Raw genomic sequence first — 25,996 nt, 5'->3', positions numbered from 1 at the left:
CATGAGCAAGGACAGCCAATGGATCGCCGGGATCAACGCAGTCGCTTCGGCGATCGAGCACGATGCCGACAACGTGCGCGAGGTGCTGCTTGAAGCGGGGGCGAAAAACCCGCGTATCACCGAGATCGAGGGCAATGCCCGACGCCTTGGCATCGACGTGCGGCGGGTCGCGCAGCAGGCACTGGATGGTGTCGCCGGCGGCCTGCGCCACCAGGGCGCGGTCGCGCGCTACGCCGCGGCCCGGACCTGGGACGAACACGAGTTGCCGGGCCTGGTTGAAACCGCGCAGGGCAGGGCGCTGGTGCTCGTCCTCGACGGCGTGCAGGATCCGCACAACCTCGGCGCCTGCCTGCGCAGCGCAGCCGCTGCCGGCGTCACCGCGGTCGTCATTCCCAAGGACAAGGCGGTGCAGGTCAACGCCACCGTGCGCAAGACGTCCGCCGGCGCCGCCGACAGCATCCCGGTGATCCGCGCCACCAACCTGGCGCGTTGCCTGCGCGAGCTGCAGCAGCTGGGCGTGTGGATCTACGGCCTGGCCGGCGAGGCGTCCGCATCGCTATATGCGATCGATCTCAGGGGCAACGTCGCGCTGGTACTGGGCGGCGAGGCCGACGGCCTGCGCCGGCTGACGCGCGAACATTGCGACCAGCTGGTGAAAATCCCGATGCCGGGCCAGACCGAAAGCCTCAACGTCTCGGTGGCCACCGGCGTGGCGCTGTTCGAAGCGGTGCGGCAACGGCAGGCCTGATCGGCGTCGCCAACGGACAACGCAGGGAGGGGACGGCAATGGCATTGAACCTGGCGTGGTACGACTGGGTCGGCATCGCCGGCACGCTGATGGTGCTGGGTGCATTCGCGTTGTTGCAGGCTGGCCGCGTGTCCGGCACCGGCATCGTCTACCAGTTGCTCAACCTGTTCGGCGCCGGCGGCGTGCTGCTGTCGCTGCTGGGCACGTTCAACGTGTCGGTGTTCCTGCTCGAGGCCACGTGGGTACTGATCAGCGGCTACGGCATCGCGCGTTCGGTCAAGGCGCGACGCGGATCGGCCCGCGACTGACCGGCGGCGGCTTCATCCGCGGGAGCAGCTTCCAAGGCCGCGGCGGAAGGTCAGCCCGCCAGCCAATGGGGGCCGCTATGTCGCCTGGTCGCCGGCCGGCGTGATCACGGTGCCGCCGTCGCCAGCGGGCATCCGTGTGCCCGGCGCTGGCCGCGACCACGTATTGGCGACCTTGCAGAACAGTTCGGCGGTGCGTTCGGCGTCGTAAACGGCAGAGTGCGCCTCGTCGCTGTTCCAGTGGAAGCCCGCGGCCTGGACGGCGCGCGCCAGCACCGTCTGCCCGTAGGCGACGCCGCCAAGCGTCACCGTATCGAACACGCTGAAAGGGTGGAACGGATTGCGCTTGTGCTGCACGCGCGCCACCGCGGCGTTGAGGAAGTTGAGGTCGAAGTGGGCGTTGTGCCCGACCAGGATCGCACGCTGGCAGCCGTGCCTGCGCACCGCGGCGCGCACCGCGGCGAAGACATGGTCGAGGGCTTCCTTTTCCGGCTTGGCCATGCGGAACGGGTGGTCGAGGATGATGCCGGTGACTTCCAGCGACTTGGGGTCGATCTCGGTGCCCGGGGCGGGCTGCAGGTGCGCGCAGGCGACCTCGCCCGGGACGAAATTGCCCGCGTCGTCGAGTTCGACCGGGATCGCGGCGATTTCCAGCAACGCGTGCCGGTTCCAGTCGAAACCGCCGGTCTCCACGTCCACCACCACCGGCAGGTAGCCACGGAAGCGTTCGGCCATGGGCCTGAACGGCGGCGCGGAGGGGATGGGGGCATCGGCATCGGTCATCGCGCAAGCGTAGCAGGCCCCTGTGGGAGCGGCTTCAGCCGCGAGCTTTCCGGGTGACGCAGCCACCACGCAGGGCTCGCGGCTGAAGCCGCTCCCACAAGGGCCGGGTTGCGGCGAGCCTGGCCGCAGGCGTCAGGTCGCCGTATTGGTCTCGTCGCGCTTGTCGCGCGGCGGCAATGCGTCGTCGCCGTGGACCAGGAACCAGACGTTCTCGGCGATGTTGGTGGCGTGGTCGCCGATGCGCTCGATGTTCTTGGCCATGAACAAGAGGTGCGTGCACGGGGTGATGCTGCGCGCGTCCTCCATCATGTAGGTCAGCAGTTCTCGGAACAAGCCGGTGTACTGGGCGTCGAGGTCCGCGTCGCGGGCGCGCACCCGTTGCGCCGCGACGGCATCGTCGTCCCGGTAGGCGACGAATACGTCGCGCGCCTGCTGCACCGCCAACGCCCCCAGGGCGGACAGGCCGCGCGTGTGCGGAAGCGGGGGCGAGAGGTTCAGCGCCATCGAGCGCTTCGCGACGTTGGCGGCGTAGTCCCCGATGCGCTCGATGTCTGCGGCGATCCGCAGCGCGGCCAGGATCTCGCGCAGGTCGCGCGCCATCGGCCCGCGCAGCGCGAGCTTCATCACGTCCTGGCTGATCTCGTGTTCCAGCGCGTCGATCGCCTCGTCGTTGCCGACGATGCGTTCCGCGGCCTTGTCGTCGCGGCGTTCGACCACGTCCAGCGCGGCCTCCAGTTGCGCCGCGGCCATTTCGCCCATGCGCAGCAGTTCGCCCTTCAGCCGCTGCCGCTCGTCGTCGTGGCTCTTGACGATGTGGTCGTGGGGTTGCGTGATCATGTTTGCGGTTCCTTACCCGAAGCGGCCGGTGATGTAATCCTCGGTCTGCTGCTTCGAGGGGTTGGAGAAGATCGTTTCGGTGCTGTCGTGCTCGACCAGGTCGCCCAGGTACATGAAAGCGGTGTAGTCGGACACGCGCGCGGCCTGCTGCATGTTGTGGGTCACGATCAGGATCGTGTAGTCGCGCTTGAGCTCCTCGACCAGCTGCTCGATGCGGCTGGTGGAAATCGGGTCCAGCGCCGAGGTGGGCTCGTCGAGCAGCAGCACGTCGGGTTTCAGCGCAACCGCGCGCGCGATGCACAGGCGTTGCTGCTGGCCTCCGGACAGGCCCAGCGCGTTCTGGCCGAGCTTGTCCTTGACCTCGTCCCACAACGCGGCCTGGCGCAGCGCCGACTCCACGCGCGCGTCCATGTCGGCCTTGGACAGCCGCTCGTGGTGGCGGATGCCGTAGGCCACGTTCTCGTGGATGGTCATGGGGAACGGCACCGGCTTCTGGAACACCATGCCAACCTTGCTGCGCAGCCGGTTGATCGGGTACTTGGGGTCGAGCACGTTGTCGCCGTCCAGCAGCACCTCGCCGGTCGCGCGTTGCTTCGGGTACAGCGCGTAGATCCGGTTGAACACGCGCAGCAGGGTGGACTTGCCGCAACCCGAAGGCCCGATCAGCGCGGTCACGCGCTTCTCCGGGATGTCCAGGGAGATGTCCTTGACCGCGCGGAAGTCGCCGTACCAGAAGTCCAGGCCGCGCGCGGCCAGCTTCACCGGCAGGGCAGCCGCGGTAGCGGGGTCGCGCGCGGGAGTCGCGAGGTTGAGGCGGGCGTCATGCATGGCCGGCGTCCGGAATGCGGGGGAAGAAGGGGCGGGGGTGGCGACGGCGTCAGTCATGGGACACCCGGTTGCGGGACACGATCGCGCGCGCGGCCAGGCTGACCAGCAGCACGAACAGCGTCAGGATGAAGGCGCCCGCCCATGCGAGCGTGTGCCAGCTCTCGTACGGGCTCATCGCGTACTGGAAGATGACCACCGGCACGTTGGCCATCGGCGCGGTGATGTCGGTGGTCCAGTACTGGTTGTTGAGCGCGGTGAACAGCAGCGGCGCCGTCTCGCCGGAAATCCGGGCAAGGGCGAGCAGGATGCCGGTGACGATGCCCGGCAGCGAGGAGCGGTACAGCACCTGCACCGTCACCTTCCATTGCGGCACGCCCAGCGACAGCGCGGCCTCGCGCATCTGCACGGGGACCAGTTGCAGCATCTCGTCGGTGGTGCGCACCACCACCGGGAGCACGATGAAGGCCAGCGCGATCGCGCCGGCCAGCGCCGAGAAATGACCCATCTGCGCGACCACCAGCGTATACACGAACAGGCCGAGCACGATCGACGGCGCCGACAGCAGGATGTCGTTGACGAAGCGCACGGTCTCCCCGACCCACGACTTGCGCGAATACTCGGCCAGGAAGGTGCCGGCGAGCACGCCGACCGGCGCGCCGATCAGGATCCCGAGCAGGCTCATCACCGCGCTGCCGAAGAACGCGTTGAGCAGGCCGCCTTCCTCGCCCGGCGGCGGCGTCATCTGGGTGAACAATGCCAGGTTGAGCGATGCCAGTCCGTTGCTGAAGGTGGTCCACACGATCCACACCAGCCAGAACAGGCCGAAGACCGCGGCCAGGATCGCCAGCACCTGCGCCAGCGCGTTCTTGACGCGACGGATGCCGTACAGGGACGCGTCCATCCTCAGTTGCCCTCGCGCCTGGACAATTGCCGCAGCATCAGCCGCGCCGCGGACAGCACCACGAAGGTGACCAGGAACAGCACGAAGCCCAGCGCGATCAGCGAGGAGCGGTACATTTCCGAATCGGCTTCGGCGAACTCGTTGGCGATGGTGGCGGCGATCGAGTTGCCCGGCATCAGCAACGACGCGGTGAGCTCGTGCGCGTTGCCGAGCACGAAGGTCACCGCCATGGTCTCGCCGAGCGCGCGGCCCAGGCCGAGGAAGATGCCGCCGATCACCGCCGAGCGCGTGTACGGCAGGACCACGTCCCAGACGACTTCCCACTTGGTCGAGCCGAGCGCGTAGGCCGATTCCTTCAGCCGCCCCGGCACGGTCAGGAACACTTCGCGCATCACCGAGGCGATGAACGGGATCACCATGATCGCCAGCACCAGCCCGGCGGTGCCCATGCCCAGCCCGAGCGGCGGACCGGCGAAGAACCGCCCGACCAGCGGCCACTGGCCCAGGTGCGCATCGACCCACGGATAGACGTGTTCGGCCAGCACCGGCACCAGCACGAACAGGCCCCACATGCCGTAGATGATCGAGGGAATGCCGGCGAGCAGTTCGATCGCCGCGCCCACCGTGCCGCGCATCCACTTGGGCGCGATCTCGGTCAGGAACATGGCGATGCCGAAGCTCACCGGCACCGCGATCACCATCGCGATCAGCGCGGTAACGACGGTGCCGTAGATCGGCACCAGCGCGCCGAACTGCTGCCCGACCGGATCCCAGGTGTTGGACCAGAGGAAACCGATGCCGAACTTCGCGAAAGCCTCGCGGCCGCCCCACAGCATCGACAGCGCGGCGGCGCCGAGCGCGAGCAGCACCAGGAGGCCGGCGGCGGTCACCAGCCAGCGGAAGCCGCGGTCGGCGAGTGCGTCGCGCGAGTTGCGCGCGTCGGCCAGGGGCAGGGCGGTGGCGTTCATGCGCAGCTGGTTCCGCCGTTACTGCTGGAACTCGGCCGACCAGTAAGCCTCGACCTGCTGCACCAGCGACGGCGGCAGTGGCACGTAATCCAGCGCCTGTGCCTGCGCCTGGCCGTTCTCCAGCGCCCACTTGAAGAACGCGAGCGCGTCGGCCGAGCGCTTCGCGTCTTTCGGCTGCTTGTACATCAGGATGAAGTTGGTGGCGCTGATCGGCCACGCGTCCGCGCCCGGCGCATTGGTGATCACCAGGCTGAAGTCGCGGGCGTTGGCCCAGTCCGCGGTCGCGGCCGCGGCCTGGAAGCTGCTGGCGCTGGGCTGGATCCAGTTGCCGGCGGCGTTCTGCAGGGCGGTCGCCGCCATGCCGTTCTGCGCCGCGTAGGCCAGTTCGACGTAACCGATCGAACCCTTGATCTGCTTGACGTAGGCGGCGACGCCCTCGTTGCCCTTGCCGCCGATCCCGCCCGGCCATTGCACCGAAGTGCCTTCGCCGACCCTGGCCTTCCACTGGGGGCTGACCTTGGACAGGTAGTTGACGAAGTTGAACGTGGTGCCCGAACCATCGGAGCGGTGCACGACGTTGATCTTGCCCGAGGGCAGCGGCACGCCGGGGTTGAGGGCCGCGATCTTCGGATCGTTCCAGGCGGTGACCGTGCCCAGGAAAATGTCGGCCAGCAGCGGACCGCTCAGGCGCAGTTGGCCGCTCTCGACGCCGTCCAGGTTGACCACCGGCACCACGCCGCCGATCGCCGACGGGAACTGGCCGAGGCCGGCCGCGGACAGTTCCTCGCTCGACAGCGGCTTGTCCGAGGACCCGAAGTCCACCGTCGCCGCCTTGATCTGGGCGATGCCGCCACCGGAACCGATCGACTGGTAGTTGATCTTGTGGCCGGTGGCCTTGTTGTAGTCGTCCGACCACTTCGACAGCAGCGGATAGATGAACGTGGCCCCGGCCCCCGTGATCTGCGCAGCGACGCGGTCGCCGGCCTGGCTGGCGGCGGACGCCGGCGAGGCATCGGTGTTGGCGGGAGTCGTGCTGCCGTCGGCGGCCGGCTTGCAGGCGGCGACGGCCAGGGCAACGGCGAGCGAGAGGACGGCAAGGCGGATCGGCGATTTCATGCGCAACTCCATGGCGGGCGTAGGCCGGGCAGGTCGGCGGACCCGGCCATGAAATGATGTTTTTGTTACACGCCGATGACACAGGCACCGCGAAGCGCGCAGGGCGGCTGAGGTTGTTCAGCTTGCAATCACGGCGCGAGTGAGTCCGGGACGATCCAGCACTCCACTCAGGGCGTCGACGAGTTTCACGGGCGGGACTTCCCGGAGTTCTGGCGGAAATCCGCCCTTCGCCGTGCGGAAACTTGCGTGGGGAAGCAGGTGGCCCGCTGTTCGCGGGACACGCCGCAAGTACGTCCATGTAGGCTCATCGGCGGCATCCATGTCGCCGAAGGTCCCGCGAACAGCGGGCCACCTGCTTCAGCACAGTTGCTGGGCGCCGAGGAGCAAGAGCAGCCAAAACCCTGAACATCCAACCCTGCGAAGTCGCCGTCCGGCGGGCTGGGGGTGCGGAGAGCAGGCCATGGATGGCCTGCGACCCGACTTAGAGACAGGATGTCGTCAGGAGGGCGAAGCACCCCCAGCCCGTCGGGCGGCGACTCTGGCCGAAGCTGCTCGACCAAGCTCATGTGTTGTCGCGATTTGAAAGCAGGATGCCGTCAGGAGGGCGCAGCACCCCCAGCCCGGCGGGCGGCGACTCCGGCCGAAGCCGCCCCGGATTGCCGGACGGGCATTCCGAGCGAATCCCGCGAATAAAAAAGCGCGGGCCCGAAGGCCCGCGCAATGGCTTCCATCACGGGGGTTGGCTGGCTCAGTACTGCATGTTCTGCGACCAGTAGGCCTCGATCTGCTGCACCAGCGCGTCCGGCAGCGGCACGTAGTCGAGCGCCTTGGCCTGCGCGTCGCCGTTGGCATACACCCACTGGAAGAATTCGCGCGCCTGCCTGGCACTGGCGGCGTTCCTGGGCTGCTTGTACATCAGGATGAAGTTGGTGGCGGTGATCGGCCACGATTCCGCACCCGGTGCATTGGTCATGACCAGGTAGAAGTCCTTCGAATCGCCCCATTGCGCACTGGCCGCCGCCGCCGAGAAGGTCTCGTCGGAGGGAACCACGTAGTTGCCGGCGGCATTCTTCAGGCGTGCGTAGGCCATCTTGTTCTGCAACGCGTAGGACAGCTCGACGTAGCCGATGCCGCCATTGATCTGCTTGACGTAGGCGGCCACGCCCTCGTTGCCCTTGCCGCCGATGCCGGTCGGCCACTGCACCGAAGTGCCTTCGCCGACCTTGGCCTTCCAGTCGCCGCTGACCTTTGACAGGTAGTTGACGAAATTGAAGGTGGTGCCGGAACCGTCGGAACGGTGGACCACGGTGATCTTCTTCGACGGCAGCTTGACGCCGCCATTGAGCGCGACGATGCGCGGATCGTCCCACTTCTTGATCTTGCCGAGGAAGATGTCGGCGAGCAGGTCGCCATCGAGCTTCATTGCCCCGGCCGGCACGCCGGGAACGTTGATCACCGGCACCACGCCGCCGATCACCGAGGGGAACTGGGCCAGGCCGAACTTTGCCAACTCTTCCGGCTTGAGCGGGGCGTCCGAGGAACCGAAGTCCACCGTGCCGGCCTTGATCTGGGCGATGCCGCCGCCCGAACCGATCGACTGGTAGTTGACCTGTTTGCCGGAGGCCTTGGCGTAATCGGCCGACCACTTGGACATCACCGGATAGATGAAGGATGCCCCGGCGCCGGTGACATCGGCGGCCTGGGCATTGGCGGCGAAGCCGATCGCGAGGGCGATGGCGACGGCGCGGAACTTGCGGGATTCGAACACGGGGTGGCTCCTGGGTGGGATGCGTGCATTGCATCGCGACCCGATGACCGCGGCATGTCGTTCCGGTTGCAGCACCGTGACAGCGTCGCTGCGCGCCGGCGTGCGGGGCGTGCTTCATCGTCCGATAACCGCTTGCGGGTCCATGCTGCCGCCTGCCACCCCGGCCCAGGAGCAAACATGACGACCTACAAGATCGGATATTTCGTCGGCAGCCTCGCCAAGGGCTCGATCAACCGCCTGCTGTCCAAGGCGCTGGTGCGCCTGGCTCCGGGGCAACTGGACATGGTCGAGATCCCGATCCGCGACCTGCCGCTCTACAGCTACGATTACGACGCCGACTATCCGCCGGTGGCGCGCGACTTCAAGCAGGCGATCGCGGCGGTCGACGGGGTGCTGTTCGTCACCCCGGAATACAACCGCTCCATCCCCGGCGGCCTGAAGAACGCCATCGACTGGGCGAGCAGGCCGTGGGGGCAGAACTCCTTCACCCGCAAGCCCAGCGGGGTGATCGGTACTTCGCCCGGCGCGATCGGCACCGCGGTCGCGCAGCAGGACCTGCGCAGCGTGCTGTGCTTCTGCAACTCGCCGCTGATGAACACCGTGGAAGCCTACATCCAGTTCAAGCCGGGGTTGATCGAGGAGGATGGCGCCGTGACCAACCCGTCGACCGAGGAGTTCCTGCGCAAGTACATGCAGGAGTTCCACCTGTTCGTCGAGCGGGTGCTGACGGTCCTGCCGCGCGAAGGCTGAGCGGATCCCGCGGAACGACAACGGGCGCGACTCTCGTCGCGCCCGTCGCTGGACCCGCGTGGGCGGGATGCCTACCAGAAGAACTGCGCGCGCGCCTCCAGGATGCCGGGATCGTCGCTGATGCCAGCGCGGTCGCTGTTGACCTTGACATAGTTGAGCATGAACTTGAAGTTCGAGCGCAGGTACCAGTTCACGCCGGCGGTGAGCGTGTCCATCTTGCCGCCGAGCACGCCGGCATCGTTGAGGTCCATGGTGTCGTAGCGCAGGCCGAGCTGCCACATGCCCGAGCCCGGATTGTCCGGAAGCGGCGTGGTCGGGGTCCCGGCCTTGTAGCCCCAGGTTTCGCCGGTCACGTTCCATACGCCGCTGACGTAGCCGCTGGTACCGGTGAAGTCGTCCGAGCCGGTGCCATAGCGCGAGACCTTGGAGGACATGTATTCCGCCTGCAGCTTGAGCGGGCCATTCACCCACAGCCCTTCCACGCCCAGGGTAGCGATGCGGTCGGTGTCCCGCATGCTGCCGGTATCGATCAGGCGGGCGGACATGTCGGCGTCGGGTCGGGCGCGATAGCGCAGGGTGTCGGCGTCGGTGTCGTAATCCACGTACGACAGGCCCAGGTGCAGGATGCTGCCCTTCTCGTTGATCGGCGCCCAGAAGCCGCGCGCGCCGTAACCGCTGCCGTGGGCGCGGTTGCGGGTCAGTTCGTGGCCGAACACGCTGCCGGTGATGCCCCAGTTGCCCGCGCCGTAACCGGCGCCCACGCCGAGACGACGTGATACCGCGAAAGTGTTGGTCACCATCGCCTTGGAGATGAAGTCGTTGTTCTTCGTCGAGGACAATTCTTCGAGGCTGTTGGGCTGCTTGAACTGGCCAACCTGGATGAAATGGCTGCTGTTGCCGCCGAGCTTGTACTTGGCGAATGCGTCGAGGAACTTGCCGTCGCCGGAGGCGTCGTAGCCCAGCGCCCATTCGAAGTTGCCCGGCCCCTTGCCCTTGAGCCCGAGCTCGGCGCGGCGCAGGCCGAAGTCGGCATCGAGGCCGTCGCCGGGGTCGCCATCGAGGTCGAGGACGTCGCTGTCGTACCAGTAAGCGTCGGTCTGGAGCAGGCCTTCGAAGCTGACATCGGAATCGGCGATGTTGTCGATCGCGATTTCGGCGTGGGCCGCCGGGGCCGCCAGTGCGGCCAGCAGCGCGAGGGAGAGGGTATGCGCGGAGAGTTTCATTGGATTGCCCTGGGGCGATTGGGAGGGACGCCGCGCAGCGTAGGGCGTGAATCTTTCGTTATTGTGACAGGGCTGTCTTGTGGCGCCGCGGTTGCATGCCGATGACAGTCAGGGATCGTCGGTCTTGTCCGGCCAGCGGCACAGGTCGCGGATCGGGCAACGCGGGCATTCAGGCTTGCGCGCCTTGCAGGTGTAGCGACCGTGCAGGATCAGCCAGTGGTGTGCGTCGCGGCGGTATTCGTCGGGCACCACGTCGAGCAGCGCGTCCTCGACCGCGCGTACGGTCTTGCCCGGCGCAAGCCCGGTGCGGTTGGCGACGCGGAAGATGTGGGTATCGACCGCGATGGTGGCTTCGCCGAACGCGGTATTGAGCACCACGTTGGCGGTCTTGCGGCCGACGCCCGGCAAGGCCTCGAGCGCTTCGCGGGTGCGCGGTACTTCGCCGTGGTGGCGTTCCAGCAATTGCCGGCACATCGCGATCACGTTCGCGGCCTTGGCGTTGTACAGGCCGATGGTCGAGATCTGGCGCTTGAGGCCTTCCTCGCCCAGCGCCAGCAGCCGCTCGGGCGTGTTGGCGAGCGGGAACAGCCGCTTCGTGGCCTTGTTGACGCCGACATCGGTGGCCTGCGCCGACAGGATCACCGCGACCAGCAACTCGAACGGCGTCGAGTACGCCAGCTCCGTGGTCGGCTTCGGGTCCAGTTCGGCCAGGCGCGCGAACAGTTCCCGGACCTCGTCGGGGCGCAGCTTGCCCGGGCGTCGCTTGATGGTGCGCTTGCGGTGCGGCGCGGCCTTCATTGGCCGCGTGGTCCCGCGGCCCTGGCCTTGGCGCGGGCCAGCGCGGCCGCCGCCGCGGGGGGCAGGGACGGGGATTCCGCGGGCACCTTGCCATCGCCGGCGGCGCCCGTAACGGGTCTGCGGCGTTCGGCGCGTTCGCCCAGCCTGCGTGCGAGTCGCGCTTCGCGGGCGCGGAAGCGTTCGCGCGCAGCCAGTGCACGTTGGCGCTGGATGCGCGCGCCCTGCAGCTCTGCGCCGCAGCTGGTGCTGCAGTGCCCGCAGGCGATGCCGGCGTCGAGCAGCCCCAGCGCGATCGCCGCATCGACGTCGTCCCTGCGCAACGCGGCCTGCACGGCATGCGCCCGTGCGCCGGAGGCAACATCGCAACCGCAGGCGGCACAGGACATCGCGGTGTCAGCGCCCGACGAAGGTGGGCTTGCGCCGTTCCAGGAAGGCGGTGGTGCCTTCGCGCATGTCGTCGGTGGCGAACATCAGGCCGAATTGCGCGGCTTCGTAGGCGAGGCCTTCCTCGATGCCGCACTCGCCGCCGTAGTTGACGCAGTCGAGCACACCGCGCAACGCCAGTGGCGCGGCGGCGGCGAGCTGCTGCGCCAGCGCCATGGTCTGGGTTTCGAGGTCGGCCGCCGCGACCACGCGGTTGACGATGGCCAGTTGCAGCGCGCGGGCCGCATCGATCGGCGCGCCGGACAGGCAGAGCTCCAGCGTCGCCGCGCGGCCGGCCAGGCGCAGCAAACGCTGGCTGCCACCGAAGCCCGGGATCAGGCCGAGGTTGACCTCGGGCTGGCCGACCTTGGCCGTGTCGGATGCGATCCGCAGGTGGCAGCACATCGCCAGTTCCAGTCCGCCGCCCAGGGCGAAGCCGTTGACCATCGCGACCACCGGCTTGGACAGGGTTTCGACCGCCCGCATCATCCGTTGGCCACGCAGCGAGAAATCGCGACCCTGCACCGGGGTCAGCGCCGCCATCTCGGCGATGTCCGCGCCGGCGACGAAGGCCTTGGGGCCGGCGCCGGTCAGGACCACCGCGCGGACGCCCGGATCGCCCGCGGCGGCGTCGAAGGCGGCATGCAGCGCGTCGAGCGTGGCGCCATTCAACGCGTTCAGCTTGTCGGGTCGGTTGACGGTCAGGAGGCGCACTGCGCCGTGGTCGCTGCTCAACAAGGGTGAATCGATCATGAGTGCTCGCCGGATTCGTGGAAACGACTGCGCGCGGCGCGGAACTCGGCGCTGCGACAGCTGGTCGGAGGGGGGTCGTCAGTGGCGGTTAAGCCCTGCGGCCGCTATCCTAGCGCGTCACTGTGTCTGGTTCTCCAAGGGGCGGCCGAGGCCGCCCCGTCCATGACCCGGTCCTGGTTTTCCATGACCAGATCCCTGCAAGCTCCAACCGGAGGTCTCACCGAATGAAGTTGCGTTTGCTCGCCGCCACCCTGGCGGCCCTGACCCTGACCTCTGGCCTGGCCATTGCGCAGGACACCACTTCCGCCAAGGGCAAGCTCAGCTACGCCCTGGGCTATCAGCTCGGCCGCGAAGCGATCGAAAGCGGCGAGGCGCTCGACCTCAACACCATGACCAAGGCGCTGCAGGACGGCTACGCGAAGAAGGATCCCGCCGTGCCGGTGGACCAGATGCGCACCGCCTACCAGGACATGCAGAAGCGCATGCAGGCCAAGGCCAAGGCCGCATTCGACAAGGCCGCCGCCGAGAACAAGACCAAGAGCGACAGCTTCATCGCGCAGAACAAGGCCAAGGCCGGCGTGAAGGTCATGCCCAGCGGCGTGCAGTACCGGATCATCGAAACCGGCAACGGCGCCAAGCCGACCCAGGCCAGCACCGTCAGCCTGGAAGTCGCCGGCCCGTTCCCGTGGGGCCAGCGCCCGACCCCGGCGCAGCCGGCACAGAAGATGCCGTCGACCAAGGTCAGCGAGATCGAGATGCCCGCGATCCGCGAAGTGCTGACGCAGATGCCGGCCGGCTCCAAGTGGGAAGTCACGCTGCCGTCGGACAAGGCCTTTGGGGCCGATCCGCGCAGCCCGTTCCCGCCGAATGTCGCGGTGGTGTTCGAAGTCAAGCTGGTCAGCGTGAACTAAGCGGCACACCGCTTTCCGAGGACCTAGGACCCGGCCGGTACAATGGCCGGGTTTTTTGTTGCCGCCGTTTTCCGCGGCGACCCCGCGCAACCCAGGGCAGGACCGTTCGATGAACCATGCTTTCCGTGCCGTGCTCAGCCCCTGCATCGGCATCTGCAGCCTGGATGATGCCGGCCTGTGCCTGGGTTGCCATCGCAGCGCACCGGAAATCGCGGCGTGGACGCGGATGGACGACGAGCAGCGGCTGCGCTTGATGGAACTGCTGCCGTTGCGCGCGGCCGGCGCGCTTCCCGGAGGCGTGTGATCTCCTTGCCGCCCGCGCTGGAGCGTCTGCAGGCCGCGCTGCACCCGCTGGCTGCGATCCCGCAGGGCGCGGCCTGGAACCTCGACGAAGTTGTCGACCTGCTGCCCGCCGCCGGCGCGGTGCCGGCCGCCGTGCTGGTGGGGCTGGTGCCGCGCGAGCGCGACGTGGGCGTACTGCTGACGCGGCGCACCGAGGCTTTGCGCCACCACGCCGGGCAGGTCAGCTTCCCCGGCGGGCGGATCGAGCTTTCCGATGCCGATGCGCGCGCTGCGGCGGTCCGTGAAACCAGCGAGGAGATCGGCCTGGCGCCGTCGCAGTTGCTGCCGCTGGGCTGGCTGGATCCGCTGGCCACCGTTACCGGATTCACGGTACTGCCGCTGGTTGCCGCCGTCACGCCGGATTACGTCGCGCGCCCGGATCCTCGCGAGGTCGCCGAGGTGTTCGAGGTGCCGCTGGACTACCTGATGTCTGCCGCCAACCTGCGCAGCGTGCAGCTGGACTGGCGCGGCCGGCCGCGCACGGTACTGGAATTCGTGGACAGGGGAGTGCCGGGCCAACGCATCTGGGGCGCGACGGCTTCGATCCTGTTCAACCTGCGGCAACGGATGGAGGGTTTGTGACGGCCGGATGGACGACGCTGGTGCAGGCGGAGACCCTGTCGATCGCGCTCGGGCGCGCGGACCTGGCGATCATCGATTGCCGGTTCTCGCTGGTGAATCCGGCGGCCGGCGAACTGGCTTACCAGCAGGGCCACCTGCCCGGGGCCGTGTATGCCCACCTGGATCGCGACCTCTCCGACCATCGCAAGCATGGGCAGGGCCGCCATCCGTGGCCCGATGCCGCCGACTTCACCGCGAAACTGGGTACCTGGGGCATCACGCCCCGCCACCAGGTCGCGGTCTACGACGATGGCGATGGCGCGCATGCGGCGCGCGCCTGGTTCATGCTGCGCGAACTGGGCCATGAAAAGGTCGCCGTGCTCGATGGGGGCTGGGCGCGCTGGACCGCGCTCGGCTTGCCGGTGGACAGCCGCATCCCGGCGCCGCTGGCGGTGAAATACCCGGCGCAGTTCGATGTCGGCCGGCTGCTCGACGCCACGCACGTACAGGAGCGGCTGGCGCAGGGCGACCTGCTGATCGACGCCCGCGCGGCCGATCGCTTCCGCGGCGAGAACGAGCACATGGATCGCATCGCCGGCCACGTGCCGGGCGCGCGCAATCGCCCTTATGCCACCAACCTGGTCGATGGGCGCTTCAAGCCACCGATGCAGCTGGCGGACGAATTCCGCGAACTGCTGGGCGAACATGCGCCGGCGCAGACCATCGTGATGTGCGGCAGCGGGGTCACTGCCTGCCACCACCTGCTGGCGCTGGAACGCGCCGGGATCCGCGGCGCCAGGCTGTTCACCGGCTCGTGGAGCGGCTGGATCGCCGATCCGTCGCGGCCGGTCGCCACCGGGCCGGCCTGAGGACTTCCCGTGGGAGCGGCTTTAGCCGCGAGCTCTTGCCGGCAGCCATGGCCCGCCTGCAAAAGCTCGCGGCTGAAGCCGCTCCCACGGTTCTATGTTGACGCGGGCAGCGCCTTGGTTACTTGCCCAGCTTCGCCATCAGCTCGCGCAGCGCGGCCTGGGTGTCGGGCGCGAACCAGGCGTCCACGAAGCGCTGCAGCCCGATGCGTTCGGGTGCCAGCGCGGCGACGAGGTCGGCGCGTGCAATCCGCCGGGTCATCAACATCGGCTGCCGCGGCAGCGCCAGCAGCTGTTCCAGCCAGACGCGCGCGCGCACCGCGACATGCTCGATCTCCACCAGCTCGTCGACCAGGCCCAGCGCCAGCGCACGCTCTGATTCGACCAGGTCGCCGGCGACCAGCAGCCGTTCGGCGCGATGCTGCCCCACCACGCGTGCCAGCAGGTGCTGGATGCCTTCCGGCGCGACCAGTCCGACCTGGGTTTCGTTCAGGCCGATGGCGAACGGACCGCTCGCCATCACCCGGTAATCGCAGCACAGCGCCAGCACGCAACCGCCGGCGGGTGCGTGGCCACCGAGCGCGGCCACCACCGGCACCGGCGACTGCGCAAGCGCGCGCGCTGCCTCGAAAAAGGCCTCCCACGCGGCACGCAGCGCTGCCCGGTCGTCGCCGAGCGAGACCAGGAAAGGCACGTCGAGGCCGGCCGAAAACACCTTTGGCCCGCCCGACAGCACCAGGCCCTGCACCCCCTCGGCGATCGCCTCGGCGATGGCGGCAGAAAGCCCGGCGCACAGTTGCGGGTCCAGGGCGTTGACTGGCGGGCGCGCCAGCCTGAGTTCGCGCACCGCGCCGTGGTCGATGCATTCGACCAGGTGCCCGCCAGCGGGCATGTTCAAGGCTTCATCCCCTCGGGCCAGCGGTAGCGCACGGTGTAGCCCAGCACCGCCTCGCCACCGGCCGGGACCGGCACCGCGAATTCCGCGTGCTGGGCGTCGCGCCTCGTCGCGGGCACGCTGCTGGCGATGATTTCCCAGTCGCTCCAGCGCGGCAGCGGTTCGACCACGCTGACGGTGGCGTCGGTCTTCTTCGCATTGCGCAGCGTGACGGCGAACGATTCGGTCATGTTGCGACCGCCGCGATCGACCTGGAAGGCCTTGCGCACGCGTTCGGCGGAGAGGTCGAAGGCAGTGCCGACCTGCAGGTGGATCTCGGCGCCGTCGGGCGTATGCGCGAGCTGCGACTCGCCGAGGAAGTCGCCGCCGTCGAACACGCGCACGCGCCCGGCCGGCAACGGGCGGCCGAGGCCGGAGGCCCTGGTGTTGGCGAACGACACCGTCGCCTTCACCGGTTGCGGGCCGACGTCGTTGTTGTAGCCGGGATCGAGCAGGGGCTGCGGCGGTTGCCAGACATCGGCCTGCGGCGTGGTCTCGTAGGCGCGCTCGCAAGCCACCGCGGGCAGGCGTGCGAACAGCGGCACGCGCTCGATCGCGCCGTCGGCCAGCGTGGTCTTCGCCGGGATCGGATAGGCGTAGTACTCGCCGGAAACGCGCGGCTGCGGCATCGGCGGCGCCGATGCCACGCGCGCAAACGTGGCGGAATCGGCGGCGGCCTCGAACATTTCCGGCGCTTGCCCGCGCACGCGCTCGGGTTCGCCGGCCACCAGCGTCAGCGCCGCGTCGCGGAAGCCGACACCGGAGCGGTTGGCCACCAGGGCCGCGCCGTCCAGCGCCAGCCTGCAGTCCTTGCCAGGCGCCAGCACCGCGAGGTATTCGGCGCGCCAGGCCAGGCCGCCGGTGGGGTAGGACAACGCGAAGTCCGCGGCGCCGGCGCGTTGCGCCTGCAATTGCCAGCGTAGCGTGGGTTGCGCTGGCGGCTGCCGGTCGGCTTCCAGCAGGCTGAAGTTGTCGTACTCGCGGATCACCTTGGTGCGGCCGTCGGCCAGCGCAAGCGTGAGGCCGTTGCCGGCCGCAACCAGGATCCCGCTGTCGCTCTGCTTGGCACCACCGGAGGTGTGCTCGACCGCCACCCGCTGCCCGAGCGCGGTCGCCAGCACCGCGGCGGCGTTGGCGGGCGCCGCCAGGTAGCGCTGGCCACGGATCGCGATCCCGGGATCGGCCGGCCGCAGCGACACGGCGGCAATGTCCAGCGCCCGCGGCAAGTGGCCCAGGGTGATGGTGTTGGCGCCGGCCTCGAGGTCGTAGCGCAGCGTGTTGGCGACCAGGGCATAGCCGGGCATGTCGCTTGCCGGCGTGCCGCCGCGCGCGGCGAGGGCGTCGTAATCGCCGCTGTACACGGTCAGCCGGAGCGCGCCATTGGCCACGACGCTGCCGGCCTGGTCGGCCTTGGCCGCAGCCGCGGGCTTCGTGGCGACGGCGGCCGGTGCGGCGCTGTCGGGCGCGCGCGACGGCGAACAGGCTGCGATCGCGCAGGCCAGCAGGGCCAGCGGCAATGGGCGCGTTGTCAGGGGCAGTGGCATCGGCGACTCCGGCAATGGCTTGTCGCTATCATAGGCCGATGAAGATGACTCGCACGCCGTTGCCGTGGTTGCTGCTGTCGTTGTGCCTGCTGTCGGTGGCGGCCTGCGCCCGCGACCGTGATTGCATGCCGCAGGTGCGCGATGGCTGGGTGCGCATGCCGCCCGGGCCGATGGCGGGGGCGATGCCGATGATGGCCGGGTTCGGCCGGATCGAGAACCGCTGCCCGATGCCGGCGACGATCGTGTCGGCCAGCAGTCCCGCATTCGGTGACATCTCGGTGCACGAAACCCGGATCGTCGACGGCGTCAGCCGCATGCGCCCGGTGCCCGACCTGCGCATCGCGCCCGACGACGCGGCCGTGCTCAAGCCCGGCGGCCTGCACCTGATGCTGATGCAGCCTCGCGCGCCGCTGAAGGCGGGCAGCAGGGTCGCCGTCGCGTTCAAGCTGCAGGACGGCCGCACCGTGCTGGGCGAATTCGTGGTGCGCGGCGCCAGCGCGCCGGAGTAATTGCCGACGAGCCCGCGCCTGATCGGCAAAAGGGTCGGAGCGAAGATTCGTGGCCCGGTTACGCGCCCGGGTGCCGCTGGCCCGGGGCGAAATTCGCGCAAAGGGGTCAGCGCAAAGGGGTCAGAGCGAAGTTTCGCGACCCGTGGGTTCGCCCGTGGGCCAGTTGCCTGGCGCGAAATTCACTCTGACCCCTTTGCGCCCGCGATTTCGCGCACGGCCGCGGGCAGCGCCACCGGCTTGCCGCTGGCGCGATCGACCCAGACCATCACCACGTGCCCATCGGCATGCAGCGCCGCGCCGTCGACCGAGACGATGCGATGGCCGATGGTCACGCTGCTGTTGCCGATGCGTTGCGCGAACAACTCCACCACGACCTGCGCCGGATAGGCGATCGGCAGCCGGTAGTTGATCTGCACCGCGGCCAGCAGCGGCGCCATGGTGTCGCTCATCCAAGGTTTGCCCAGGCTGACGAACCACTGGATCCGCGCTTCCTCGAGGTAGGTGAGGAAGTTCGAGTTGTTGACGTGGTCGAAGGCGTCCAGGTCGCGCCAGCGTGGGGCGATGGGCAGCCGGAACAGGACCGGCCCGGGCGTTGCGCCGGCGTCGACGCCGCTCATGCCGCGGATTTCCGCTTCGCCGGCCTGGCCTCGGCGCCCAGCGACTTTGCCAGGAACTGGCCGGTCCACGATCGCGGCATCTTCGCCAGTTCCTCCGGTGTGCCCTGGGCGATGACCTGGCCGCCGCGATGGCCGCCTTCCGGGCCCAGGTCGACGACCCAGTCCGCGGTCTTGATCACGTCCAGGTTGTGCTCGATCACCACGATGGTGTTGCCGTCGTCGCGCAGCTTGTGCAGCACCGCGAGCAGGTGTTCGATGTCGTGGAAGTGCAGGCCCGTGGTCGGTTCGTCGAGGATGTACAGGGTGCGGCCGGTGTCGCGGCGCGAGAGCTCCTTCGACAGCTTGACCCGTTGCGCCTCGCCGCCGGAAAGCGTGGTCGCCGGCTGCCCGAGCTTGACGTAACTCAGGCCGACGTCGAGCAGGGTCTCGAGCTTGCGCGCGATCGAGGGCACCGGCTCGAACAGTTTCAGCGCATCCTCGACGGTCATCTCCAGCACGTCGTGGATGCTGAAGCCCTTGTACAGGATCTCCAGCGTCTCGCGGTTGTAGCGCTTGCCGTGGCAGACGTCGCAGGGCACGTACACGTCCGGGAGGAAATGCATCTCCACCTTGATCAGGCCGTCGCCCTGGCAGGCCTCGCAGCGGCCGCCGCGCACGTTGAAGCTGAAGCGCCCGGGCGCGTAGCCGCGCGCGCGCGCCTCCGGCACCTGCGCGAACAGTTCGCGCAGCGGCGTGAACAGCCCGGTGTAGGTGGCGGGGTTGGAACGCGGCGTGCGACCGATCGGCGACTGGTCGATGTCGACCACCTTGTCGAACAGGTCCAGGCCCTCGATGCCGCGGTGCGGCGCCGGCTTGTGCGAGGCGCCATTGATCTCGTTGGCGGCCAGCGCGTACAGCGTGTCGTTGACCAGCGTCGACTTGCCGGAACCGGAAACGCCGGTGATCGCGGTGAACAGCCCGGCCGGGATCTCCAGGTCCACGTCCTTGAGGTTGTTGCCGGTCGCGCCTTCGAGCCTGAGCAGCATCTTCGGGTTCGGCTTGTGGCGCGTGCGCGGGACTTCGATCCGGCGCTTGCCCGACAGGAACTGCCCGGTGACCGAGCGCGGCGCCTTCAGGACGTCGGCGTAACTGCCCTGGGCGACGACTTCGCCGCCGTGCACGCCGGCGCCCGGGCCGATGTCGACGATGTGGTCGGCCAGCCGGATCGCGTCCTCGTCGTGCTCGACCACGATCACGGTGTTGCCGAGGTCGCGCAGGCGGGTGAGGGTGCCGAGCAGGCGCTCGTTGTCGCGTTGGTGCAGGCCGATCGAAGGTTCGTCGAGCACGTACATCACCCCTACCAGGCCGGCGCCGATCTGCGAGGCCAGGCGGATGCGCTGCGCTTCGCCGCCGGAAAGCGTGTCGGCCTTGCGTTCCAGGGTCAGGTAATCGAGGCCGACGTCGACCAGGAAGGTCAGGCGTTCGCGGATTTCCTTGACGATCTTGCCCGCGATCTCGCCGCGCCAGCCGGGCAGCTGCAGCTGGCCGAAGAACGACAGCGCCTGGTCGATGGGCAGCACCACGATCCGCGGCAGCGGGGTATCGCCGACGAATACGTTGCGCGCACTGCGGTTGAGCCGCGCGCCATCGCATTCGGTGCAGGCGCGCTCGCTGATGTACTTGGCCAGCTCCTCGCGTACCGCCGCCGATTCGGTCTCGCGATAGCGGCGCTCCAGGTTCGGCAGGATGCCCTCGAACTTGTGCCGGCGCTGGCTGCGGCCGCCGGCATCGGTGAGGTAGGTGAAGCCGATCAGCTCGCCCTTGCTGCCGTGCAGGATCGCCTCGCGCACGTATTCGTCGAGTTCCTGCCACGGGGTGTCGACGCTGAACGCATAGTGCCGCGCCAGCGACTGGATCAGCTGGAAGTAATAGGCGTTGCGCCGGTCCCAGCCGCGCACCGCGCCCGCGGCCAGCGACAGTTCCGGGTGCACCACCACGCGCGCCGGATCGAAGAACTGCGACACGCCCAGGCCGTCGCAGGTCGGGCAGGCGCCGACCGGCGAGTTGAACGAGAACAGCCGCGGTTCCAGCTCCGGCAGCGAGTAGTCGCAGACCGGGCAGCTGTACTTGGACGAGAACAGCAGCGGCGCAATGTCGGCGTGATCCAGCGACTGCACCTGGGCCATGCCGTCGCCGAGCTTGAGCGCGGTCTCGAAGCTTTCGCTCAGCCGCTGACGGATGTCCTCGCGGACCTTGAAGCGGTCGATCACCGCCTCGATCGTGTGCTTCTGCCGCAGCGCCAGCGGCGGCACCGCGTCGATCTCGTGCAGCACGCCGTCCACGCGCACGCGCACGAATCCCTGCGCGCGCAGCTGCTCGAACACCTGCGCATGCTCGCCCTTGCGGTCGCGCACCACCGGTGCCAGCAGCATCCAGCGCTGCCCGGCTTTCGCCGGGTCCTGCTCCAGCGCCAGCACCTGGTCGACCATCTGGCTGATGGTCTGCGCCTCGAGCGGGTAGCCGTGGTCGGGGCAGCGCGGGACACCGACGCGCGCATACAGGAGGCGCAGGTAGTCGTAGATCTCGGTGATGGTGCCGACGGTGGAGCGCGGGTTGTGCGAGGTGGATTTCTGCTCGATCGAGATCGCCGGCGACAGCCCTTCGATGTGGTCGACGTCCGGCTTTTCCATCACGCTCAGGAACTGCCGGGCGTAGGCCGACAGCGATTCGACGTAGCGGCGCTGGCCCTCGGCGTAGATCGTGTCGAAGGCGAGCGATGACTTGCCGGAGCCCGACAGGCCGGTGATCACGATCAGCTTCTCGCGCGGCAGGTCGAGGTCGATGTTCTTGAGGTTGTGCGTCCGCGCGCCGCGGATGCGGATGAAATCCATCGCCATCGTGGGATGTGGCCTCGGCTGCGGGGAAGGGTGGGGAGGGCCGCCGGCTGGGCCGGGACCGAACAAGTGAGCGTAGCGAGCCACCGATCTGGGGGCAAACCCGGCCGTATGCCAGTCTGCCCGCACCGCGTCGCAGGGGGTGCGACCGCCCGTTGTTCAGTTCCGGGTTTCCTGGCCTCGGGCGGTGCGGCCTGCAGCCTTGGGGCTTCCTGCCCTGCCTGCCGCCTTTCGGGCGCTTCGTGGGGTGCGGCCTGCGGCCGTTCGGGGCTTCGTGGGCGCGGCCTCCCGCCCTGCGGGCCTGGGGACATTCGTACCCGGGCCCGCGCCACCGTCGTCCCGGTGCAGGCCGGGGCTGGCGGCCATTCGAATACCAGGGTCTCCGTACTCGTCGCGTCCGGTGGTCTGCCTCGGCTGGCCTTCGCCCGGTCCCGGTAGTTGCTCCAACCCACTGAAACCCCTACAATTCCGCTTCTGTCCGCCCTCGATGGCGTGGCAGCAAAGAAGAACTACAGAAGATCCAGGCCCTCGAAGGCCGCGAAATCAGGAAACACCAACATGTACGCAGTACTGGTCACCGGCGGTAAGCAATACCGCGTGATGGAAGGCGAGACGCTCCGCGTCGAGCTGCTGGGCGAGCACGAGGCCGGCAATGAGATCACGTTCGACGACGTGCTCATGCTCGGCGACGGCAACGGCATCAAGCTCGGCGACGCGCTCAAGGGCGCCAGCGTGACCGCGAAGGTCGTCGGCCACGGCCGCGCCGACAAGGTCCGCATCGTCAAGTTCCGACGCCGCAAGCACCATCGCAAGCAGATGGGCCATCGGCAGCACTACACCGAAATCCAGATCACCGGGATCTCCGATTCCGGCGACAAGAAGTAAGGAGAAGCCGTCATGGCACACAAGAAGGCTGGTGGTTCTACCCGCAATGGCCGCGACTCCAATCCCAAGTACCTCGGCGTGAAGATGTACGGTGGCCAGGCGATCGATGCCGGCAACATCATCGTCCGCCAGCGCGGCACCCAGTTCCATCCGGGCATGGGCGTCGGCCTGGGCCGCGACCACACGCTGTTTGCGCTGGTCGACGGCAAGGTCGAGTTCTCGGTCAAGGGTCCCAAGAAGCGTCGCACCGTGAGCGTGGTTGCAGTCGACTGACCGCGCGCGGCGTTTCTACGAAAGCCCCGCCGCGTGCGGGGCTTTTCGTTGGTGGCGCCGAATCCCGATAGACTCGCCAACCGGCGCTGTGCAGCAGTCCGAACCACCCACCTCCCTTTACGGCTCCCCATGAAACTCGTCGACGAAGCAGAAATCACCGTCATCGCCGGCAACGGCGGCAACGGCTGCGTGGGCTTCCGCCGAGAGAAGTTCATCCCGCTCGGCGGGCCGGACGGCGGCGACGGCGGCAATGGCGGTGACGTCTGGCTGCAGGCCGACGAGAACCTCAACACCCTGGTCGACTTCCGCCACCAGCGCCAGTTCAAGGCGCAGCGCGGCGAGAACGGCATGGGCAGCCAGATGTACGGCAAGGGCGGCGAGGACAAGGTCATCACCGTCCCGGTCGGCACGGTCGTGGTCAACGTCGACACCGACGAGGTGATCGGCGACCTCACCGCGCATGGCGATCGCCTGCTGGTCGCGCGCGGTGGCAAGGGCGGCCTCGGCAACATGCATTTCAAGAGTTCGACCAACCGGTCGCCGCGGCAGTCCACGCCGGGCGCGGAGGGCGAGCAGCGCACGCTCAAGCTTGAACTGAAGCTGCTGGCCGATGTCGGCCTGCTCGGCTTTCCCAACGCCGGCAAGAGCACCTTCATCCGCGCGGTCTCGGCGGCGACGCCGAAGGTCGCGGATTATCCGTTCACCACCCTGTACCCGAACCTGGGCGTGGTCAGCGTCGAGCCGCACCGCAGCTTCGTGATCGCCGACATCCCCGGCCTGATCGAGGGGGCGGCCGATGGCGCCGGCCTGGGCGCGCAGTTCCTGCGCCACCTGCAGCGCACGCGCCTGCTGCTGCACCTGGTCGACATCGCGCCGATGGAAGGCGGCGTCGAAGGCATCAGCGCGATCGAGCAGGTGCGCGCGATCGAACGCGAACTGGGCAGGCACGATCCGGAACTGCTGCGCAAGCCTCGCTGGCTGGTGCTCAACAAGGCCGACCTGATGTTCGAGGACGAGGCCCGCGCGGCCGCGCAGGCGATCGTCGCGGAGCTGGGCTGGACCCAGCCGTGGTACCTGGTGTCGGCGATCGCGCGCGAAGGCACCTGGCCGATCATGCTCGACGTGCAGGCGTTCTTCGACCGCTTGCGCGAAGAGCAGGCGGAGCAGGCGCGGGCCGGCGGTGCCGGTGAGGGCTGAACCGATGCGCCTGCAAGCCGGGGGCCGGGCAACAAAAAACCCGGCGGTGGCCGGGTTTTTCGGTGTTGCGCCAGCGGCTGCCGGATCAGGCGGCCTTGAGCGCCTTGATGCGTGCGCTCAGGCGGCTCTTGTGGCGGGCGGCCTTGTTCTTGTGGATCAGGCCACGCGCGCTGAAGCGGTCCAGGATCGGCTGGGCGACGGCGAACGCGGCCTGCGCGCCCGCGGCATCGTTGGCGTCGAGCGCCTTGAGCACCTTCTTGACGGCGGTGCGCAGCATCGAACGCTGGCCGGCGTTGCGGGCATTGCGCACGACGGTCTGCTTGGCGCGCTTCTTGGCGGACTTGATGTTGGCCACTTGGAATCCTGGAAACTGGGTGAGGTGAAGGGGAAAGCCGCGGGTTTCGCCCCGGGCAGACAGGAAAGTATGGGCGATTCATGGACTTGCGTCAACAAGGTGGCCGCTGCCGGAGCCCGGGCGTGAGCGCTCGCCGGCCCGGCCCGGAATCGGGCCTGGATCCGACGGCGGCGGTCCCGCGCCGGGTCGGCCTGCTGCGCTCGACCGCCGTGTTCAGCACCATGACCTTCTTCTCGCGCGTCTCCGGCCTGGTCCGCGACCAGGTCTACGCGGCGGTCTTCGGCGCCAGCCCGATGATGGACGCGTTCGTGGTCGCCTTCCGGATCCCGAACTTCATGCGACGGCTGTCCGCCGAGGGCTCGTTCTCGATGGCGTTCGTGCCGGTGCTGGCCGAATACAAGGCGCGGGGCGACCATGCCGCGGTCAAGCTGCTGGTGGATCGCGTTGCCGGCACCCTGGCCGCCTTCCTGCTGGTGCTGACGGCGGTGGCGGTGCTGGCCGCGCCCTGGATCATGCCGGTGTTCGCGCCGGGTTTCGGCGCCGGGACCGAGCAAGGCCGGTTGGCGGCGCAGATGCTGCGGATCACCTTCCCGTACGCACTGTTCATCTCGCTGGCGTCGCTGGCCGGTGGCATCCTCAACAGCTACCAGCGCTTCGCCGTGCCGGCGTTGTCGCCGGTGCTGATGAACCTGTCGATGATCGCCGCCGCGCTGTGCCTGGCGCCGTACATGCGCGAGCCGGTGCTGGCGCTGGCCTGGGGCGTGTTCGCAGCAGGCATCCTGCAACTGGCGTTCCAGCTGCCGTCGCTGGCCAGGCTCGGCCTGCTGCCGCGGCCGCGCTGGGGGGTCAGGGCCCCGGGCGTGCGCAAGATCATGAAGCTGATGGTGCCGACCCTGTTCGGCGCCTCGGTGGCGCAGGTCAACCTGCTGCTCAACACCATCGTGGCTTCGTTCCTGGTCGGCGGCAGCGTGACCTGGCTGTACTACACCGACCGGCTGCTGGAATTCCCGCTGGGCATGTTCGGCGTTGCGATCGGCACTGTGATCCTGCCGCACCTGTCCGGACGCCATGCCTCGACCGACCCGCAGGGGTTCTCGAAGGCGCTGGACTGGGGTTTCCGCCTGTGCCTGCTGATCGGCGTGCCCGCTTGCCTGGGCCTGATCCTGTGCGCCGAGCCACTCATCGCCACCTTGTTCCAGCACGGCAACTTCTCGGCGCACGACACCGCGATGGCGCGCATGAGCCTGGTGGCGCAGGCGACCGCGGTGCCCGCGTTCCTGCTGGTGAAGGTGCTGGCGCCGGCGTTCTACTCGCGCCAGGACACGAAGACGCCGGTCAAGGCGGCGGTGGTGGCGGTGGCGGGGAACGCGTTGTTCACCGCGGCCTTGCTGTTCGGGCTGCTGGTGCTGACCCAGCGCGGTGCGGCGGCGCTGGCGGCGTCCGGTGGGCAGGTCTTCGAAGCGCTCGGCCGCGTCTCCGGCGCGCATGCCTGCCTGGCGCTGGCGATCGCGCTGGCCGGCTGGCTCAACGCGATCCAGTTGTGGTGGTACCTGCGGCGCGCGGCGGTGTATGAGGTGCAGCCGGGCTGGCGCCATTTCCTGCGGCAACTGGCGGTGGCAGCGATCGGCATGCTCGCGGTGGTGCTGGCCCTGCTGTGGCTGTGGCCGGACTGGACGACGTGGCCGTGGTGGCAGCGGATCTGGCGGCTGGCGGTCGTGGTCGGGGCTGGCGCCATCGCCTACGGCGCGTTGCTGTGGTTGCAGGGCATCCGCGCGCGCGACCTGCGTCATTGAGCAGCCAGGCGCCGCCGGACTGCCGGGCGCCCGGCCTGCGGCCCCGGCTTGGAGGAGGCGGCGCGCGGCTATACTTTTCGGTCATTCCCAACGAAAGACCGGCCTGCGACGGCAGGGCCGACCAACTCCCGCACG

Annotated in this window: 25 protein-coding genes and 2 pseudogenes; 11 read left to right on the top strand and 16 right to left on the bottom strand. The window is 68.7% G+C overall.

Annotation, left to right across the window (positions count from 1 at the left end):
• The first annotated feature begins 1 nt into the window (after position 1).
• On the top strand, positions 2-748 hold the full coding sequence (gene rlmB / locus MQC88_RS04075) for a 23S rRNA (guanosine(2251)-2'-O)-methyltransferase RlmB (RefSeq protein WP_243319330.1): 747 nt from the start codon (positions 2-4) through the stop codon (positions 746-748).
• Between the two features lie 38 nt (positions 749-786).
• Positions 787-1,056: a CBU_0592 family membrane protein gene (locus tag MQC88_RS04070; protein WP_243319329.1), complete on the top strand. Its 270-nt coding sequence runs from the start codon at positions 787-789 to the stop codon at positions 1,054-1,056.
• Positions 1,057-1,131: 75 nt separating this feature from the next.
• On the opposite strand, the gene rnt is transcribed toward MQC88_RS04070, so the two are convergent.
• The 7 genes from rnt to pstS (MQC88_RS04035) form a co-directional block, all read right to left on the bottom strand.
• Positions 1,132-1,836, bottom strand: a complete 705-nt coding sequence (gene rnt, locus MQC88_RS04065) for a ribonuclease T (RefSeq protein WP_243319328.1) — start codon at positions 1,834-1,836, stop codon at positions 1,132-1,134.
• Positions 1,837-1,968: 132 nt separating this feature from the next.
• The gene (phoU, locus tag MQC88_RS04060; RefSeq protein ID WP_243319327.1) at positions 1,969-2,673 is read right to left on the bottom strand and encodes a phosphate signaling complex protein PhoU; all 705 of its coding nucleotides are present in this window, start codon (positions 2,671-2,673) and stop codon (positions 1,969-1,971) included.
• Between the two features lie 12 nt (positions 2,674-2,685).
• Positions 2,686-3,501, bottom strand: coding sequence for a phosphate ABC transporter ATP-binding protein PstB (gene pstB, locus MQC88_RS04055; RefSeq protein ID WP_243319326.1), 816 nt, complete (start codon positions 3,499-3,501; stop codon positions 2,686-2,688).
• Between the two features lie 49 nt (positions 3,502-3,550).
• A complete protein-coding gene (gene pstA / locus MQC88_RS04050; RefSeq protein ID WP_243319325.1) occupies positions 3,551-4,402 on the bottom strand; it encodes a phosphate ABC transporter permease PstA in 852 nt (283 codons plus the stop codon).
• Positions 4,403-4,404: 2 nt separating this feature from the next.
• Positions 4,405-5,370 (bottom strand): phosphate ABC transporter permease subunit PstC, encoded by a 966-nt coding sequence (gene pstC / locus MQC88_RS04045; protein WP_243319324.1) that lies wholly within the window; start codon positions 5,368-5,370, stop codon positions 4,405-4,407.
• A gap of 18 nt (positions 5,371-5,388) precedes the next feature.
• The gene (gene pstS / locus MQC88_RS04040; RefSeq protein WP_425491542.1) at positions 5,389-6,486 is read right to left on the bottom strand and encodes a phosphate ABC transporter substrate-binding protein PstS; all 1,098 of its coding nucleotides are present in this window, start codon (positions 6,484-6,486) and stop codon (positions 5,389-5,391) included.
• 748 nt (positions 6,487-7,234) lie between these two features.
• Positions 7,235-8,221, bottom strand: a complete 987-nt coding sequence (gene pstS, locus MQC88_RS04035) for a phosphate ABC transporter substrate-binding protein PstS (RefSeq protein WP_243320273.1) — start codon at positions 8,219-8,221, stop codon at positions 7,235-7,237.
• Between the two features lie 210 nt (positions 8,222-8,431).
• On the opposite strand from pstS (MQC88_RS04035), the gene MQC88_RS04030 reads away from it, so the two are divergent.
• Positions 8,432-9,004: an NADPH-dependent FMN reductase gene (locus MQC88_RS04030; RefSeq protein ID WP_243319322.1), complete on the top strand. Its 573-nt coding sequence runs from the start codon at positions 8,432-8,434 to the stop codon at positions 9,002-9,004.
• A gap of 71 nt (positions 9,005-9,075) precedes the next feature.
• On the opposite strand, the gene MQC88_RS04025 is transcribed toward MQC88_RS04030, so the two are convergent.
• The 4 genes from MQC88_RS04025 to MQC88_RS04010 all read right to left on the bottom strand — a co-directional run bounded on the left by MQC88_RS04025 (position 9,076) and on the right by MQC88_RS04010 (position 12,201).
• A complete protein-coding gene (locus MQC88_RS04025; protein ID WP_243319321.1) occupies positions 9,076-10,227 on the bottom strand; it encodes an OprO/OprP family phosphate-selective porin in 1,152 nt (383 codons plus the stop codon).
• 108 nt (positions 10,228-10,335) lie between these two features.
• Positions 10,336-11,025 (bottom strand): endonuclease III, encoded by a 690-nt coding sequence (gene nth, locus MQC88_RS04020; protein WP_243319320.1) that lies wholly within the window; start codon positions 11,023-11,025, stop codon positions 10,336-10,338.
• Positions 11,022-11,357, bottom strand: coding sequence for a hypothetical protein (locus MQC88_RS04015; protein ID WP_243319319.1), 336 nt, complete (start codon positions 11,355-11,357; stop codon positions 11,022-11,024). Before MQC88_RS04015 ends, nth begins: the two co-directional genes overlap by 4 nt.
• A gap of 61 nt (positions 11,358-11,418) precedes the next feature.
• Positions 11,419-12,201 carry an enoyl-CoA hydratase-related protein gene (locus MQC88_RS04010; RefSeq protein WP_243319318.1) on the bottom strand — a complete coding sequence of 261 codons (783 nt, stop codon included), beginning with the start codon at positions 12,199-12,201 and terminating at the stop codon, positions 11,419-11,421.
• Between the two features lie 224 nt (positions 12,202-12,425).
• On the opposite strand from MQC88_RS04010, the gene MQC88_RS04005 reads away from it, so the two are divergent.
• The 3 genes and pseudogenes from MQC88_RS04005 to MQC88_RS03995 all read left to right on the top strand — a co-directional run bounded on the left by MQC88_RS04005 (position 12,426) and on the right by MQC88_RS03995 (position 14,884).
• On the top strand, positions 12,426-13,112 hold the full coding sequence (locus MQC88_RS04005; protein ID WP_243319317.1) for an FKBP-type peptidyl-prolyl cis-trans isomerase N-terminal domain-containing protein: 687 nt from the start codon (positions 12,426-12,428) through the stop codon (positions 13,110-13,112).
• Between the two features lie 109 nt (positions 13,113-13,221).
• A pseudogene (locus MQC88_RS04000) lies at positions 13,222-14,036 on the top strand (NUDIX hydrolase).
• Positions 14,033-14,884, top strand: coding sequence for a sulfurtransferase (locus MQC88_RS03995; protein ID WP_243319316.1), 852 nt, complete (start codon positions 14,033-14,035; stop codon positions 14,882-14,884). Before MQC88_RS04000 ends, MQC88_RS03995 begins: the two are co-directional and overlap by 4 nt.
• Before the next feature lie 118 nt (positions 14,885-15,002).
• Here the strand turns inward: MQC88_RS03995 and MQC88_RS03990 are convergent, their stop codons facing one another.
• Together MQC88_RS03990 and MQC88_RS03985 are read right to left on the bottom strand one after the other, a co-directional pair.
• Positions 15,003-15,773 carry an enoyl-CoA hydratase/isomerase family protein gene (locus tag MQC88_RS03990; RefSeq protein WP_243320271.1) on the bottom strand — a complete coding sequence of 257 codons (771 nt, stop codon included), beginning with the start codon at positions 15,771-15,773 and terminating at the stop codon, positions 15,003-15,005.
• 2 nt (positions 15,774-15,775) lie between these two features.
• Positions 15,776-17,359 (bottom strand): DUF4139 domain-containing protein, encoded by a 1,584-nt coding sequence (locus MQC88_RS03985; RefSeq protein ID WP_243319315.1) that lies wholly within the window; start codon positions 17,357-17,359, stop codon positions 15,776-15,778.
• A gap of 38 nt (positions 17,360-17,397) precedes the next feature.
• Between MQC88_RS03985 and MQC88_RS03980 the strand changes: the two genes are divergently transcribed.
• Entirely contained in the window at positions 17,398-17,868 is a 471-nt protein-coding gene (locus MQC88_RS03980; RefSeq protein WP_243319314.1) for a copper chaperone PCu(A)C, read from the top strand.
• 179 nt (positions 17,869-18,047) lie between these two features.
• Here the strand turns inward: MQC88_RS03980 and MQC88_RS03975 are convergent, their stop codons facing one another.
• On the bottom strand, positions 18,048-18,485 hold the full coding sequence (locus tag MQC88_RS03975; protein WP_243319313.1) for an acyl-CoA thioesterase: 438 nt from the start codon (positions 18,483-18,485) through the stop codon (positions 18,048-18,050).
• Positions 18,485-21,361, bottom strand: a pseudogene (gene uvrA / locus MQC88_RS03970) (excinuclease ABC subunit UvrA); the annotation flags it as partial. The pseudogene uvrA and the gene MQC88_RS03975, both read right to left, overlap by 1 nt.
• Before the next feature lie 555 nt (positions 21,362-21,916).
• Here uvrA and rplU point away from each other — a divergent pair.
• The 3 genes from rplU (at position 21,917) to obgE (ending at position 23,713) form a co-directional block, all read left to right on the top strand.
• On the top strand, positions 21,917-22,243 hold the full coding sequence (gene rplU, locus MQC88_RS03965; RefSeq protein WP_243319311.1) for a 50S ribosomal protein L21: 327 nt from the start codon (positions 21,917-21,919) through the stop codon (positions 22,241-22,243).
• A gap of 12 nt (positions 22,244-22,255) precedes the next feature.
• Positions 22,256-22,516 carry a 50S ribosomal protein L27 gene (rpmA, locus tag MQC88_RS03960; RefSeq protein WP_243319310.1) on the top strand — a complete coding sequence of 87 codons (261 nt, stop codon included), beginning with the start codon at positions 22,256-22,258 and terminating at the stop codon, positions 22,514-22,516.
• 129 nt (positions 22,517-22,645) lie between these two features.
• On the top strand, positions 22,646-23,713 hold the full coding sequence (gene obgE, locus MQC88_RS03955; RefSeq protein WP_243319309.1) for a GTPase ObgE: 1,068 nt from the start codon (positions 22,646-22,648) through the stop codon (positions 23,711-23,713).
• A gap of 85 nt (positions 23,714-23,798) precedes the next feature.
• On the opposite strand, the gene rpsT is transcribed toward obgE, so the two are convergent.
• Positions 23,799-24,068 carry a 30S ribosomal protein S20 gene (gene rpsT, locus MQC88_RS03950; protein WP_117202729.1) on the bottom strand — a complete coding sequence of 90 codons (270 nt, stop codon included), beginning with the start codon at positions 24,066-24,068 and terminating at the stop codon, positions 23,799-23,801.
• A gap of 191 nt (positions 24,069-24,259) precedes the next feature.
• Here rpsT and murJ point away from each other — a divergent pair, with 191 nt between their 5' ends.
• A complete protein-coding gene (gene murJ / locus MQC88_RS03945; protein WP_256451750.1) occupies positions 24,260-25,861 on the top strand; it encodes a murein biosynthesis integral membrane protein MurJ in 1,602 nt (533 codons plus the stop codon).
• The last annotated feature ends 135 nt before the right edge of the window (positions 25,862-25,996 follow it).

The sequence above is a fragment of the Cognatiluteimonas sedimenti genome, assembly GCF_022808325.1.
Lineage (GTDB): Bacteria > Pseudomonadota > Gammaproteobacteria > Xanthomonadales > Xanthomonadaceae > Cognatiluteimonas > Cognatiluteimonas sedimenti.
This window is presented reverse-complemented; position numbering and strand designations above follow the sequence as displayed.